Source organism: Shouchella oshimensis (assembly GCF_004375095.1).
In the GTDB taxonomy this organism is placed as follows: domain Bacteria; phylum Bacillota; class Bacilli; order Bacillales; family Bacillaceae_D; genus Shouchella; species Shouchella oshimensis.
In genome coordinates, this window is sequence record NZ_SNUX01000003.1 from 759,893 (window position 1) to 774,940 (window position 15,048).

Below are 15,048 nucleotides of genomic sequence, written 5' to 3' on the forward strand. Positions count from 1 at the left end.
GTTACGTAGTTAATCTAATGTTATCGATGTATGGGGCTTCAATTTTGCTAACGTATTTTCAATAATGGATACGAGCTTTTGATTATCCTGCAAGGTAACAATAACAAGTGATTTTTCAATATAATCAATACCTAACTGAGTATTTCCTATTAAGGAGTTGGTGTAGCCGATTTGATAGAGGGCATCACCTAATAAGGTAAGAGTATTGCTCGACACTGATAGATTTAATGCGGCTTCAGCATGACGCAATGCTTTCTCATATTCTTCTTTTCGGTTGTAAATATTTGATAAGTTAAAGTGAATTTTTGTCATGACTTCATAGACGGAAGAATCTGTTTCTAATTCTTGTATGTTTTCTAAGCATGCGAGTAACATGTATTCGCTTTCACTATAATGATTTTCTTCGTAATAAATACTGCCTAAGCTTAATTCAATCTCTACACGCTGGACTAAATCTGCTTTTTTCTTTGTCGTTTGTAAATCAAGAGCGCGTGTAAATAGGCTAATCGCTTCATCAACACTTTTTCTTTCATAATAGCTACAAACAGCTTCATGCCATAATAAATATTGCTTTTCAGCATTTGATAATTGGGAGGACTTGTTCTTTTCGTTTTCTATAATATAGTTGAGTGCAGCATAATCGCGCCTTGCTTTTAGATTTTTAATAATTTTGCTAACTTCTGACTGGCGAATATCCTTAGACGTTACAAAAGAAGCACTTTCTTCTTGTCCATATAAATAACTCATTGTTACACCTAAGCGCTCGCTTAATTGAAAAAGGATGCTTGATGAGGGGTTCTCTTTCCCGTTTTTCCCCTCAATATTGCTAATTACACCTTGTGTACAAATTCCTTTCGCTAATTCACTTTGCGTATAGCCTCTCATTTTTCGAATGGTTCTCAATCTTTCACCTAATACAAGTGTTTGTTTTTGCATCAGATTCTCCTTATAAAGAATTTACTAATAATTATAACATAATATTGAACGAAGAGAATATTAACGTTTTGATAAAAAAGTCGTTTTTTAGACAGCAATCTCAACATTTAAAGGCGTATAAGAGCGAATAAAGAAGGAATTTGAAGCTTTTAATAGAATTATAGAGCTGAGGTGTTGTATGTAAGAGAGGTTCATTCTAATTCTAGATAATGTGCGTTCAAACTGTTCGATTTCTATGTTGGAGGGATGCTATGATAATGCAGTGCTTCTAGGGAACAGTTAACAGACCAATGGACAGCTGACGCGCAGCAAAAAGTAATCTTGTTAGAGCGAACCTTTTGCGAATAAGGTGGTTTCTTTTTTTCAGAAAGGATGTTGATTCACATTTCAATGCAAATAATTGCGGCTATTATTATTTATTTACTGATTATGATTTTAATAGGATGGTATGGGTACAAAAAAACAGCTAGTCACTCAGATTATACATTAGGCGGGAGAGGGCTCTCTCCTGGTGTTGCTGCTCTAAGTGCAGGGGCATCTGATATGAGTGGTTGGTTGATGCTAGCATTACCTGGTTCAATGTACTTAACAGGTTTAGGTGCAGGTTGGTTAGCGTTAGGTCTTATTATTGGTGCATACTTAAACTGGATTTTCTTAGCCCCGCGGCTCCGAACCTATACAGAAACAGCTAATAACTCTATCACCATTCCTGCCTTTCTAGAAAATCGTTTTATTGACTCAACTAAATTGCTAAGAATTTTATCAGGACTCATTATTATTTTCTTCTTTACCATTTATGTTTCTTCTGGAATGGTATCAGGTGGTCGTGTATTTGATTCTTTGCTTGGTATTGACTATCACATAAGCTTATTAATTGTGGCTGGAGTTACGATTCTCTACACACTGTTTGGTGGTTTTCTAGCGGTTAGTTGGACGGATGTTGTCCAAGGTGGTATTATGATGCTTGCTTTATTACTCGTGCCTATTTTTGCCTTAGCTGAGGTAGGTGGTGTCACCACTACATTTGATCAAGTTCGGAGCATAGACCCACAATTACTAGATATTTTTAGAGGCGTCACAGTTGTTACGATCATTGGTTCACTTGCATGGGGACTTGGTTATTTTGGTCAGCCTCATATTATCGTTCGCTTTATGGCGCTTCGCACAGCGAGAGAAGCAAAGCCGGCACGCCGAATTGGGATGGTGTGGATGATTTTATCCATTGTCGGAGCCATGATGACAGGCTTAGTTGGAAGAGCTTATTTAAATAACGAAGGAATTTTTCTTAACCCTGATAACGATAGTCAGCACGAAACTGTTTTTGTCGTTCTTGGTGAAATGCTGTTCCATCCATTTATCATTGGCTTTATTTTTAGTGCGATCTTAGCGGCAGTGATGAGTACCATTTCGTCTCAATTACTTGTCACGTCTAGCTCTTTAACGGAAGATCTGTATAAGACGTTTTTAAAACGAAAACCAGCAGACCGGGAACTAATCTTCCTTGGTAGAGGGGCTGTTCTCGTTGTCGCTTTGATTGCGTTAGCTCTCTCTTGGAACCCAGATAGTTCAATTTTAGAACTTGTTAGCTACGCATGGGCAGGCTTTGGTGCCGCATTTGGTCCTGTTATGCTTCTGAGTTTATATTGGAAAGGGATGACAAGATGGGGCGCGTTGGCAGGTATGCTTTCAGGTGCTGTTATGGTCATTGTCTGGGCAAATACAAACTTGTATCAACTACTTGGTATGAATGAACGTGTCTATGAATTATTACCAGGCTTTATGATTGCTGCACTGATGATTGTTATTGTCAGTAAGTTTACGAAAAATGACCAACGTGTCGATCAAGGATTTAAAGAGTTTAAAGAAGAATTAAAAGCGAATAAATAACGATAATCCCTCCAATAGGTACTTATTGGAGGGGTTTTATAGTGTTTAAATGATTGGGTGTTTGACTTTAGCTTGAATGGGTAAAAATAGGATGGAGCTTAAAAGGAAAGGAATTAATCAGCATGAAGATTTGGACATCAATGAGCGTGACACTTGTGACGGTAGTCGCATTAACAGCTTGTAACACAACGAATGAAGAAGAGCCTGTTAATCAAAATGAGGAAATGGTAAATGAAAATCAACCTTTGGATGAGGAGGATCATACGAACACGATTGAAGGATCCAATGAGGAGTGGACAGAAGTTGCGATTGTTCAAGAAGAAGTAGATGACACCATTACTCGTGTTGACATGCAAAATGATCGTGGTGGCAATCGGGTCATCCTTTATTTCACTGATGAAGAAGAGCCTCGTTATAAATCAATCCTTGTTAAAGAGGAAAGCCGTTTAAAGATTATTTCGATTAATGAGGATGGTGAAGGGGAAGTTTTCAATGAAGTAGTGGAAGATCAGTTAAATTAAAAAGGGAAAATGAGGCTTGGACAAAAGTAGAAGACAGACCAAAATGACGAACATTCCTGAAAATAGGAACGTTCGTCGTTTATTTTATATGAAAATGAACGGGAGGAGAATCCGAAGACTCCTGGGGGATCAGCACGTGTCTGAAGACTCTGGAGTGGCGGTTTTCCACGGAGGAGGCTGAGGCCGTGTCCCCGGAAAGCGGAGGATTCTCCTGTAGCGGTGCTACTCAGCATATTTTAGACTATTCGTCTTTTCAAATACTACTTTTCGTTATGTCCCAGCCTCATTTTTTATGAATGAACGTTTTCTACGGCTGATTCATAGTAAGCAAGTGCTGCTTGAACGGCTTTACCACTATGAACAGGTACTTCTTTATAGAGGAGTGCTGCTTCAAGAGCTGAGAGCGCAAAAAGGACATTTTCTTTTCGACAGCTATACCCCATTGAACCAATACGCCAGATTTTCCCATGCAATGGACCAAATGAGCTTGCTATTTCGACTCCGAAATGAGTGAGCATAAATGAACGAACAGCGTCAGCATCTACGCCATTTGGAACGGCTATACAGGTAACGACAGGCAATTTATATTCGTGTTCCACAAAAAGATCAAGACCCATCGCTTTTATTCCAGCCATTAGCGCTTTTTCATGGAAAATGTGCCGTTCAAATCGATTCTCTAACCCTTCATCGAGTAAAATACGAAGCCCTTCATGCAGCCCATAAATCATCGATGTTGCCTCTGTGTGATGATTTAATCGTCTTGGGCTCCAGTAATCTTGTAGTTGACTAAGGTCAAAATAGTTACTTCGAATAACAGAACCTGAGAATGGTGTGGTTTGATCTTGATCTGTAGCAATGCCACGTTCAACTTTTTTTCGCTTGGAAATAATCGCTTCGGCACGACTGTTATACGTGATAGGTGCCATACCCGATGGTACTGATAGGCATTTTTGTGTTCCACCAATGGCCGCGTCAATAAACCAGTCATCGACTTTAAACTCAACCCCGCCAATAGTAGCGACAGCGTCAACGACGAACAAGCAATCTTCTTCGCGACACGTCTTCCCAATGTTTTGTAGGGGCATCACACAGCCAGTAGATGTTTCTCCATGTACACAGGCAACGATTTTTGGTTTTACTTTTCTAATCTCTTCTATGACATCATTCTCATCAAAAACGGTGCCCCATTCGCATTCCATTGTGTGAACCGATGCATCCAACCGTTCGCAAATTTCAACAAGTAAGTGACCGAAGCGACCATATATAGGAACAAATACACGATCACCAGGCTCAATCAAACTCGTTAAAACCGCCTCAAGTCCAGAGCGTGAAGTACCATCAATAGGGAAGGCCCATTGATTTTTTGTTTGGAACAAGTCCCGTAACATGTCCATTGTTTCATTCATCATTTCGGTAAATGCAGGATCGAATTGACCTAATATTGGAGCACTCATGGCTCTTAATACACGTGGCTCAGCTTCTACCGGGCCAGGCGTCATAATGGTTCGCTTCGCTAATTGACTCATCGTGTTCTCTCCTTAATTGTAAGCAAGTTGATAGATGATATGCTTTAATGCTTTTACACCAACGTGCAAGTCGTTTTCGTTGGTAAACTCATAAGGGGAGTGACTAATCCCCTTTACACTTGGTACAAACAGCAAGCAAGTAGGTACCTTAGCTCCAAGTATTTGAGCATCGTGACCAGCGCCGCTATACATATAGCGATAGCTTAACTGTTGATGCTGTGCGTAGTCGTGAGCAATTGCTTGTAAGGACTCTTCCATATCGACTGGAATGACGTCTGAATATTGTTGAACCGATATAGCGACATCAGAGCCTGACAGTTCATCTACGAACGTATTCAATTGCTTATGGTACACATCCAGCGTTGCTGAACGATGGTGCCGAATATCAAGGGTAAAAGTCACTTTTCCTGGAATAACATTCGGTGTATTAGGAGTGACAGTCATTTGACCAACCGTCGCTACGAAATGCTCATCTATCTCATGCCCTGTTTGGATGAGTTTATGTACGAGTTGACTCGCAATATTCATAGCATCTTTCCGCTTATTCATAGGAGTAGTACCAGCATGATTGCTTTCACCAGTCACAGTAAAAATAAAGCGTCTTTGCCCAACGATGCTTTTAACAATGCCGAGGGATTCGCCTGCATCTTCTAAAATAGCTCCTTGCTCAATATGCAGTTCAACAAAACATGCTAAATCCTGCCTTAACGGCTCTTGAAAATGACCAAGTCCAAACCCTTTCCCATGCATGGCATCGAGAAACGATTTGCCTTGAATATCTTGCACGTTATGATAGTCTTTACCCTCGTGAATACCTGTTAATTTACCAGAACCCCAAAAGTTTAGAGGGAAGCGGCTACCTTCTTCTTCACAAAAAGAAATCACATCGATTGTTCGCTTTGGCTGACCGTGCTCTTTTACTAACTCAGAAACAGCAACTAAGCTAGCAAGAACGCCATAGGCACCGTCATACTTTCCGCCGTTGACAACTGTATCAATATGAGAGCCTGTTAAGACAGCAGGTTCCTCTTTATTTGTTCCTTCTACACGCCCATATACATTACCAATATCATCAAAAAAAGGTGTTAGTCCTCTTTCTCCAAACCAATTCTTAATCGTTTGTTGAGCTTGAAACCACTCGTCTGTGTAAAGTAAACGCGTGACGCCACCGTCATCGGTTTGACCGATCTTGGCTAAATCTTCAATCATCGTCGTTAACGATACTGTCAGTTGCCCTGTATCCATGATAGTCGCCTCACTTTGCTTAAATTAAAAAATGATTGAATCGTTGTACAATTGAGTGTACTGTTAAGTTACTTATAAAGCATTGGGATATTTGCTATTTATATTGAAATCCATTGTGCATGTTAACTAAAGAATGGAGAGTGGAAATGAATATAGATCTGTTTGTTCAATTACCAGAATTAAAACAGGCGCGAATTGTAGCAGGGATGCAAGGGAAGACGCGAATCATAAGCAATGTAAAAATGATGGATGCGCCTGATATTATTCATTATTTAACACATGGGGATTTGCTTGTTACTACTGCTTATCACTATGCAGGAAAACCTGAACGGTTATTAGAACTTGTAAAAGCGATGAATGAAAAAGGTTGTGCTGGTCTTGGCATAAAACAAGAACGTTTTCTCGGCAAGATTCCAGCAGTTGTATTGGATTATGCAAATGAAACAAATTTCTCCATTATTGCGTTACCAGAACAAATAGGATTAAGTTCTGTTGCTAATCAAGTGCTAAGTGCCATTTTAGATCAACGTACAAACGAACTAAAGACAGCACTTGATACACATCGAACGTTCTCGAATCACATTGTGAGCGGGAAAGGGTTACCTCATTTACTAGAAAATGTCGCTCAGCTGGTTGGTTCCCCTGTTTTGCTCATGAATGAACGGTGTCAACTATTATCGTCTTCGAACACTTCCAGTCCCGTTGTAAACGGTATGGAATATTTACATCGTATGGGCTATGCATTTTTTACAGAGGGGAGCCGATATTCTAGCTTCACATTGTTAATGAATCATCCGAAGACGGTAACTGTATTTCCAGTTTACACCGATAAAGCAAAAAAAGGAATTCTCGTCATTCTAGGCTCTTTCTCACATGAAGAGAGTCAGTCGGTATTACTTGTGGAACAAGCGACGAATGTCATTGCATTTGAGTTAATGAAGGAAAACGCATTAAAGCAATATACGAAACGAGCAAAAAATGAATTTTTTCTCCACTATTTAAATGGTCAATATGCATCAAAAGAAGAGGTTATTAATCGTGCAAAAGAATTTGGGCTCTACAACGATCGTCCATATAAATGTGTTGCTGGAAGATTGGATCAAGAGGAATTAAATTTAGGTTTTAAAGACAACCATATTGAGAGCGAGAAAGTATTCGACTTCGTTGAAGAAGAATTATCGATTTTTCCATTTCAATCTCACTTATTCATTAAAGGAGAGATGTGCTTTATTTTATTAGAGGGGGAGAAGGGAGATACAACAGGTGAATCATTGCAGTCAATTGAGTTTGCGTTGGAAATGATTCAAGATCGTGTCGCTCTTCATTTTAAACGATCCATTTCATTTGGCTACAGTCATCTATGTCGCCAATTTTGGGACGTACAAGAAGCACATAAAGAAGCGTTAAATGCCCTTCATTCTGGTCGATTGTCTGGGAATCGCCAATTCGTTCAAGGGTATCAGGCAAAAGATCTTCAGAAACTTCTACGAATGATCCCCCAAGAGGATTTGGTTGAATTTTGTGACTTTAATTTAAAGAAATTAACTGAACCTGGTGTGACAGAGATGGCTCTCATTCAAACATTGGCTGTTTACCTTGAAACGCATTGTCAAATTTCTGAAACGGCAAAACGTCTATATGTACATCGAAACACCATTATTTATCGACTTGAGAAGATTGAAGAATTGTTAGGGAAAAGTTTAAAAGATCCAGATACAACGTTGCATCTCCGACTGGCACTTCGCATTCAGCATACACTTGAAACGTCATAAACCGTGTGCGTGCTGAACTGAAAGTATGAAGCGTTGTGCCTAGAACTATGACGTTTCTATTTCGTTTATGGTAAGAGGTTGTAAGAAAATCTAACAAATAAGCCTGTATTTTTTTACAACCTCTTCTTTATTTTTTGAAGTGAACTGTACAAGGTATCTAATTTGATATTTTGTTTTTAGCTACTATAACCAATGACCTTTCTTTAGTGCGTCAGTATGATGGTGAAATAAAACTGAAGCGAGTAAAGTGAGGGGATAACTTGATGGAACAACCAAAAAGTCAGAATATACATAAGCCAAGTCCATTAGAGAAGAAAAAAGATCGGATGCCTCATATCTATGTGCTACTGTTTATTATTAGCGGGTTAGCAGCGTTGCTTACTTATCTTATTCCAGCTGGTTCATTTGAACGTGTGCCAGGACCAAATGGACGTGAATCCATTGATCCGAATTCCTTTACGACAGTAGATGCGTCTCCTGTTTCATTTATGGATTTTATGTTAGCAATTCCTGTTGGTATGGCTAGTGCAAGTGAAATTATTTTCTTTACCTTTATCATCGGTGGAATGTTTATGGTGCTGCGAAGAACGGAAATTATTGAAATCGGTGTCGATCGATTAGCCAGAAAATTTCAACATAAAAGCATTGCAGTGATTCCGGTATTGTTGACACTCTTTGCAGTCGTTGCAACAACCATTGGCACTCCTGAACTGTCTCTTGTCTATATTCCCGTGTTAATTCCGCTTTTTATTTCACTTGGCTATGATTCAATGACAGCCGCAGGGATAGCACTAATTTCAACAGCGCTAGGGTTTACAGCAGGTGTGATGAACCCAGGAACTGTTGGCATCTCCCAACAAATTTCGGGACTCGAGACTTACTCAGGTTTTGGATTGCGAGTGGTTGTGTTAGTCGTTATTGTCCTTATCGGAAGTTTGTATATCATGCGATATGCGAAGAAAATAAAGCAAGATCCATCAAAAAGCTATACACATGAGGAAGATGAAATAAAGCGAGTCAAATATAAAGATGCCTTAAAGCAACCTGCCAAACGTGCAACGAAGCGGCAATTGGTTGCGATTTCAACATTACCGATTTTCTTTGGTATACTTGTATATGGTGTAACGCAACTCGGTTGGTTTATGCTTGAAATGTCTGGTTTGTTTATTTTTATGGGCATTCTGGTAGGAATCATTTCAGGATTATCCCTTACAAAAGTGTGTGAAGCTTTTACAGAGGGTTTCAGAGAAGTGTTAATGGGCGCCATCATTATAGGAATTGCTAGATCGGTTGCAATTGTACTAGAAGAAGGACAAATAATGGATACGATTGTATATGGTCTAGGTAATCTCGTTGGTCATTTACCAAGTACGCTAAGTGCAATCGGTATGATGACGGTTCAACTATTCATCAATTTCTTCATACCGTCTGGAAGTGGTCAAGCACTGGTGACCATGCCTATTATGGCGCCTCTTGCAGATATGCTTGGGGTAACACGCCAAACGGCGATTTTAGCGTTTCAATTTGGTGATGGCTTTGCTCATATTTTGTTCCCAACATCAGGTTACTTTATGGCAGCTTTAGTCATTGCTGGTATCGGCTGGACTAAGTGGGTGAAATTCTTTAGCCCGTTATTCTTTATCTTCATGGGTGTGGGAATTGTATTTTTAATTTATGCACAATTAACAGGGTGGACTGGTTAAGTGTTGAAGGAAGGTAAATAAAATGGTTGATCTACGAATCTGTGGTGGTCGAGTTGTTTTACACGACCGCATTTTAGAAACGGATATTGGAATGACAAATGGTGTAATCGAAACGATTGGTGTTGTCCATTCAGCAGCTAAAACAATAGATGCAAAAGGGCAGCTTGTTTTTCCTGGTGGCATTGATACGCATGTTCACTTTTCAGAGCCAGGTCGAACAGAATGGGAAGGGTTTAAAACAGGTAGTCAAGCATTAGCGGCGGGTGGAGTCACAACGTATGTGGAGATGCCTCTTAATGCACTGCCAGCAACAACGAATATTGACAATTTACAGCTTAAATTAAATCGAGCTAAAACGAAAAATTTAGTCGACTACAGCTTTTATGGTGGCTTAACGTCAGAAAATCTTGCTGACATTGAGGCGCTGGCTGATCGAGAGGTCATAGCGTTTAAGTGTTTCCTCTCAACGTGTGGGTCAGGTCAGCCAGGTGATTTTTCCAATGTAGATGATGCAACCCTTAAAAAAGGGATGGAGATTTTAGCACGAAAAGGAAAAATTCTTTGCTTACATGCGGAAGATGCATCGCTAACAGATCGACTTGAAATGGAATTGATTTCTGAAGGTAAAAAGGATGCGCAAGCATTCTTAGCTTCTAGACCAATTGAAGCGGAGGTACTTGCTGTAAAGAAAGCGATAGCGTATTCAAGAGAGACAGGTTGTGCCATTCATTTTGTTCATATTTCGTCAGCTGAAGCCATTGCTGAAATTCAACAAGCAAAAAGAGAAGGGCTTGATGTAACCGTTGAGTCATGCCCGCATTATTTCGTATTTTCTGCGGAAGAATTGCCCAAATTAGGAACGCTAGCGAAGTGCCAGCCACCGCTTAGGAAAAAGGAAGACGTGTCAAAATTATGGGATTGTCTGCTACGAGGAGAAATTGATTGGTTAACATCTGATCACTCTCCATGTACAATCGATTTAAAAGAGGGAGACTTTTTTACAGCGTGGGGAGGCATTACTGGCTGTCAGAATACAATTGATATCATGTATGACGAGGCTGTGAAAAAAAGGGGGATGTCAGCTTCCGCTTTTGCTAAACTAATCGCTACGACACCAGCTAAGCGATTTAACCTTGAGCAAAAAGGGGAACTGGCAGTGGGGAAGGATGCCGATTTATTCTTTCTCGATGATACGACGTCTTATACGCTTCAACAAGAAGACTTGTACTATAAAAACCCTTATTCTCCTTATGTTGGTCGAACCATCGCTTGTCGAGTGACAAAAACGATTGTACGAGGACAAGTAGTGTATGATGTAGAAAAAGGGTGCAGGAAAGAAACAGTTGGAAAGTTAGTGAAAGTGCTAAACTAAGAAAACTACCTAGTAAAAAAACAAAAGAGGCTGGGACAAAAGTAGATAGACAGACCAAAATGACGAACATTCCTGAAAATAGGAACGTTCGTCATTTGTTTTATATGAAAATGAACGGAAGGAGAATCCGAAGACTCCTGGGGGATCAGCACGTGTCTGAAGACTCTGGAGTGGCGGTTTTCCACGGAGGAGGCTGAGGCCGTGTCCTCGGAAAGCGAAGGATCCTCCTGTAGCGGTGCTACTCAGCATGTTTTAGACTATTCGTCTTTTCAAATACTACTTTTCGTTATGTCCCAGCCTCTTTATTTTTCGTTCATTTTCAATAAAAGCTCTTGAGTAGAGGCTGCCCTCTTGAGTTTACTTGTTAAAAAGGTCTGCATATCAAGTGGAGCCACAAGTTGCTGTTCTGCTAAACCAGTAACGACCATTTTTGTTCCGACCGAATGGAGATGGTCATGTAGATCTAAAAGTGCTTCAAAAGTTGCTTCATCAACGTTACTGATACAGCTCACATCCACAGCAAGTGTAGTGATGGTATGATCATGAATACTCCGCTTTGTTGCCTCTATTAAAGTGGAGATTCGTCCTTTTGTGACTAAACCAACAATTGGCATCACACCTATATCATGTAGTAGGGGGATGATAGGGCAAGGCAGGTGATCGTATTCTTTTATCGTTTCCAAATGAGCTAATTCAATTGTTTTGCGTTCCGTAATGTCTTTTTGGACACCGACAAAATACGTTTTATCATCTTTATTGTTTTTTGCAGGATCAATAGTTAGCTCATTCCAAAAAGGGGTACCATCTTTTTTGTAATTTAAGATTTCCGTTTTATAACGGCCAAAGCGACTCAATGTCTGTTTTAGTTTCGCTATTTCATCTTTATTCGTATCCTCACCTTGTAAAAACCGACAATTCCTTCCTATAACCTCTTCTAGGTGGTATTGTGTAATATCCGTAAAACCTTGGTTAATAAAAATAATTGGATTATCTTTTAAACTAGGATCTGTTATAACAATCCCAATCCCGGTATAATCAAGACTATTTGAGAAAAAAGTCGCATCTAAATTAATCATAATCCCCCAATAAGTTCCTTTTCGTTTTAACCATATAATACATAAAAATGATAGATTAATCAAACGTTTGCTAAGGGAAACAACCATTTTAAAAACAGGATTAGCTCCTTTTTTAAAAATTGACTACAGTCTTTTTACACATGACCTAACGACTAATCTAGATAATTCTAACGTATAGTCGAGCAATTAACCGTAAGAGCCCATACTGGCAACAAATTAGTTCATCTTTTACCTTACATACCGATGTTTGAATAATAGATGAATATGGTAGTTTATTTTCATTAGCGTAAAGGTTGCAAAAGTGAGATACATCCTTTACATTAATTATAGTGATCGTTCTATCATAAAGGAAGTGACTATGTTGAGTAAAAAGCGAGAGCAGTTACTGGCTCAATCGGAACGTTTATTTGATCGACATGGATTCCATGCAGTTGGTCTTAAGCAAGTCATTAAAGAATCAGGCATTTCATTAATGACCATGTACAATCATTTCGAATCTAAAGAGGCACTCGTTCTTGAAATCTTAAAAAAAAGAGAAGCAAGGTATTTACAAAAGTTAGACCAGTTTACTGAAAAGAAGACAGGAAAGGATTTTATGCATGCGCTAGCAGAGGCGCATTTAAGTTGGATTCGTGACAATGGTTCCAATGGTTGTATGTTTTTGCGAGCAAAAGAAGAATATTCCTTAGCTCAAGCTGGACATTCTGCCATTGTCTCATTCGCAGATCAGCATAAGCATCGACTAACAGAATTTATTCACGATAAAGGATTCACAAACCAAGAGGCGGTGCGTGTTATGATTCTATTAGAGGGTGCAACGGCAATGGCTGAAGTATTTGACGTTGAGGAAGTTGCAACTGAGGTGAATGGTGCACTAAAAGCGTTGTTTACTAATTAAGTAACAACGTTTTTTTATAAAGAGAAGTATAGTGATCGTTATATCAAATTCAAGAGGTGGAGTCATGTTAAAAATAGTGTTGCCAGGCTTAGCTATGATCGCTGTTACGTATGCGATGGCAAGGTTGAATTTCGGATTATTTCTTCCGGATATAGCCAATGATCTACAAATAAGTGAAAGCGAAGGAGGTCTTATCGGTTCGTTAGGGTATGTAGCGTACACGTTCGCACTTTTCTTTTCAGCCTTATTAATGAACAAAGTTGGATCAAAGGGTGTTAACGTGATTGCAGGGACAACGGCCGTTATTGGTTTAGTGGCTATAGCGACTGCCCATTCGTTCTTACACGTAAGCTTTGGCGTTTTTATTGCTGGTTTAGGGAGTGGATTCGCTTCACCGGCACTAAGTCAACAAGCTAAGCTACTGTTGCCTAAAAAGCAAGTAGATCAAGGGAATACTTGGATCAATAGCGGCACAAGTTTTGGCTTAATGGCGACGGCACCAGTGGTTTTGTTATTCACTGAACAATGGAGACTCTCATTCTGGCTGTTTGCTTGTATAGGTATGGCTGTATTGATTTGGAACGTGTTATCTTTTCCCACTACAGATTTAGATAAAATAGCTAAGCCACCACACAGAAAAAGAAAACCGTTTCATACGATCAATCAGGCAAAGTACTTACTTATCGCTTCATATGTAATCGGTATGACTTCTTCTGTTTATTGGACGTTTGGAAGAAGCTTTCTTACCGTTGAGTATGGGGCTACAGCAACAGAAAGTATTCTGTTTTGGCTTGTGATTGGTGTGGCAGGTATTGTAGGTGGTTTAGCAGGAGGTCTGATACAAAGGATTGGTTTATCTTGGTCGTATCGACTTATTCTTATTGTTTTACTTAGTTCAATGATGCTGTTGAACCTTTCTCACAGCCTTGTCGTTTTTTCATCAGCCGCATTGTTTGGAGGGGCTTATATTTTTTTAACAGGTTTGTTTATTGTTTGGGCTACCCGCATGGATGACATGATGCCATCTACCGGTGTGAGTCTTTCTTTTCTAGCATTAGGAATAGGGCAATCTCTAGGTTCTTTTGTAGCAGGAAAACTAATTGAGAGCTTATCGTATTCTTTAACCTTCACACTGTTTTCATTAGCAGGTTTAATAGGTCTTATCATACCGATAGCAAAAAGAAGCAAAGAGCATATAAACTAAAGTGCTCTTTTGTTTTTGTAAATAGATAGCGCTCTTAGAAGATGGATGATCATAACCCCAACACATTGTCACGTATTTGAAACCGTGTTACACTTTTGGTGGAAAACGCATACATGATGATGAATTACATATGTGATGGAGGGTGCTATGACGGTAAAGTCAGCGGTTCGTGTCTTGAGAATTTTCGAACTTTTAAGTACATACAAAAAAGGCTTAACAATAAAACAAATTAGTACGTTTTTGCAGTTTCCTCAAAGTAGTACGTCAGCATTGATGAAAACCCTTGTTCATGAGAACTATGTAACGATCCAGCAACATCATCTATATGTGCTTGGACCTAGACTAATACCAATTGGTCAAGCTGCGTTAGAATCTGTTGATCTTCTATCCGTAGCTACACCTTCACTAAAACAGTTACAAAGTGCAGTGCGGGAAACGGTTTTTATGGCAACGCTCGTTAAAGGTGAACTAATCTATTTAGCAAAAATAGATAGTGACCGATCTATTCACACTTCTGCTTATTTAGGGGCGAAAAGCCCTCTTTATTGTACGGGCTTAGGAAAAGTTTATTTAGCGTTTATGGAAGAAAATGAACGAAATAACTATTTAGAGAGTATGATTTTGGAACCGATTACAGATCGGACAATAACAAGTAAAAAAGACCTAGCTGTGTGTTTGGCAACGTATCAAATACAAGGCTACGCGATGGATGATGAAGAACATGAAGAAGGGTTAGTTTGCTTTGCTGCACCTATTTTTGGAAATCTAAGCTCCATAGAAGCGGCTGTTAGTGTAGCGGGTCCAAAAGAGAGAATGATAAAGCAAAAACTTTCTATTATAGAGCGTTTAAAAGAGACCGCAACACGCATTTCTAGCAACCTTGGCTACAAATAGATTCGCCTACTAAG

Annotated in this window: 12 protein-coding genes; 8 read left to right on the plus strand and 4 right to left on the minus strand. The window is 39.4% G+C overall.

Annotated features, from left to right (window positions below):
- Positions 1-9 precede the first annotated feature (9 nt).
- Positions 10-936 (minus strand): RNPP family C-terminal domain-containing protein, encoded by a 927-nt coding sequence (locus E2L03_RS14780; RefSeq protein ID WP_038479492.1) that lies wholly within the window; start codon positions 934-936, stop codon positions 10-12.
- A gap of 390 nt (positions 937-1,326) precedes the next feature.
- Between E2L03_RS14780 and putP the strand changes: the two genes are divergently transcribed.
- Together putP and E2L03_RS14790 are read left to right on the plus strand one after the other, a co-directional pair.
- A complete protein-coding gene (putP, locus tag E2L03_RS14785; RefSeq protein WP_241742216.1) occupies positions 1,327-2,823 on the plus strand; it encodes a sodium/proline symporter PutP in 1,497 nt (498 codons plus the stop codon).
- Between the two features lie 122 nt (positions 2,824-2,945).
- Complete coding sequence (locus E2L03_RS14790; RefSeq protein ID WP_124741988.1) at positions 2,946-3,344, plus strand: hypothetical protein; 399 nt, start codon at positions 2,946-2,948, stop codon at positions 3,342-3,344.
- A gap of 290 nt (positions 3,345-3,634) precedes the next feature.
- On the opposite strand, the gene E2L03_RS14795 is transcribed toward E2L03_RS14790, so the two are convergent.
- Together E2L03_RS14795 and allC are read right to left on the minus strand one after the other, a co-directional pair.
- Positions 3,635-4,870, minus strand: a complete 1,236-nt coding sequence (locus tag E2L03_RS14795) for a (S)-ureidoglycine--glyoxylate transaminase (RefSeq protein WP_095150165.1) — start codon at positions 4,868-4,870, stop codon at positions 3,635-3,637.
- Between the two features lie 12 nt (positions 4,871-4,882).
- Entirely contained in the window at positions 4,883-6,115 is a 1,233-nt protein-coding gene (gene allC / locus E2L03_RS14800; RefSeq protein WP_134259498.1) for an allantoate deiminase, read from the minus strand.
- A 146-nt stretch (positions 6,116-6,261) separates the two neighbouring features.
- On the opposite strand from allC, the gene E2L03_RS14805 reads away from it, so the two are divergent.
- From E2L03_RS14805 to allB, 3 genes are all read left to right on the plus strand, one after another.
- Complete coding sequence (locus E2L03_RS14805; RefSeq protein WP_095150167.1) at positions 6,262-7,887, plus strand: PucR family transcriptional regulator; 1,626 nt, start codon at positions 6,262-6,264, stop codon at positions 7,885-7,887.
- 263 nt (positions 7,888-8,150) lie between these two features.
- Positions 8,151-9,590: a YfcC family protein gene (locus E2L03_RS14810; RefSeq protein WP_038479507.1), complete on the plus strand. Its 1,440-nt coding sequence runs from the start codon at positions 8,151-8,153 to the stop codon at positions 9,588-9,590.
- Positions 9,591-9,612: 22 nt separating this feature from the next.
- Complete coding sequence (gene allB, locus E2L03_RS14815) at positions 9,613-10,962, plus strand: allantoinase AllB (protein WP_124741991.1); 1,350 nt, start codon at positions 9,613-9,615, stop codon at positions 10,960-10,962.
- 302 nt (positions 10,963-11,264) lie between these two features.
- Here the strand turns inward: allB and ytvA are convergent, their stop codons facing one another.
- Positions 11,265-12,125, minus strand: coding sequence for a YtvA family blue-light photoreceptor (ytvA, locus tag E2L03_RS14820; RefSeq protein ID WP_124741992.1), 861 nt, complete (start codon positions 12,123-12,125; stop codon positions 11,265-11,267).
- A gap of 274 nt (positions 12,126-12,399) precedes the next feature.
- On the opposite strand from ytvA, the gene E2L03_RS14825 reads away from it, so the two are divergent.
- The 3 genes from E2L03_RS14825 to E2L03_RS14835 all read left to right on the plus strand — a co-directional run bounded on the left by E2L03_RS14825 (position 12,400) and on the right by E2L03_RS14835 (position 15,034).
- Positions 12,400-12,936, plus strand: coding sequence for a TetR/AcrR family transcriptional regulator (locus E2L03_RS14825; protein ID WP_124741993.1), 537 nt, complete (start codon positions 12,400-12,402; stop codon positions 12,934-12,936).
- A gap of 64 nt (positions 12,937-13,000) precedes the next feature.
- Positions 13,001-14,140: an MFS transporter gene (locus E2L03_RS14830; protein ID WP_038479515.1), complete on the plus strand. Its 1,140-nt coding sequence runs from the start codon at positions 13,001-13,003 to the stop codon at positions 14,138-14,140.
- 147 nt (positions 14,141-14,287) lie between these two features.
- On the plus strand, positions 14,288-15,034 hold the full coding sequence (locus E2L03_RS14835) for an IclR family transcriptional regulator (RefSeq protein ID WP_134259500.1): 747 nt from the start codon (positions 14,288-14,290) through the stop codon (positions 15,032-15,034).
- Positions 15,035-15,048 lie beyond the last annotated feature (14 nt).

Coding starts and splice junctions, on each gene's coding strand:
- E2L03_RS14780 (WP_038479492.1), bottom strand. CDS start 936: ATGCAAAAACAAACACTTGTATTAGGTGAAAGATTGAGAACCATTCGA.
- putP (WP_241742216.1), top strand. CDS start 1,327: ATGCAAATAATTGCGGCTATTATTATTTATTTACTGATTATGATTTTA.
- E2L03_RS14790 (WP_124741988.1), top strand. CDS start 2,946: ATGAAGATTTGGACATCAATGAGCGTGACACTTGTGACGGTAGTCGCA.
- E2L03_RS14795 (WP_095150165.1), bottom strand. CDS start 4,870: ATGAGTCAATTAGCGAAGCGAACCATTATGACGCCTGGCCCGGTAGAA.
- allC (WP_134259498.1), bottom strand. CDS start 6,115: ATGGATACAGGGCAACTGACAGTATCGTTAACGACGATGATTGAAGAT.
- E2L03_RS14805 (WP_095150167.1), top strand. CDS start 6,262: ATGAATATAGATCTGTTTGTTCAATTACCAGAATTAAAACAGGCGCGA.
- E2L03_RS14810 (WP_038479507.1), top strand. CDS start 8,151: ATGGAACAACCAAAAAGTCAGAATATACATAAGCCAAGTCCATTAGAG.
- allB (WP_124741991.1), top strand. CDS start 9,613: ATGGTTGATCTACGAATCTGTGGTGGTCGAGTTGTTTTACACGACCGC.
- ytvA (WP_124741992.1), bottom strand. CDS start 12,125: ATGGTTGTTTCCCTTAGCAAACGTTTGATTAATCTATCATTTTTATGT.
- E2L03_RS14830 (WP_038479515.1), top strand. CDS start 13,001: ATGTTAAAAATAGTGTTGCCAGGCTTAGCTATGATCGCTGTTACGTAT.
- E2L03_RS14835 (WP_134259500.1), top strand. CDS start 14,288: ATGACGGTAAAGTCAGCGGTTCGTGTCTTGAGAATTTTCGAACTTTTA.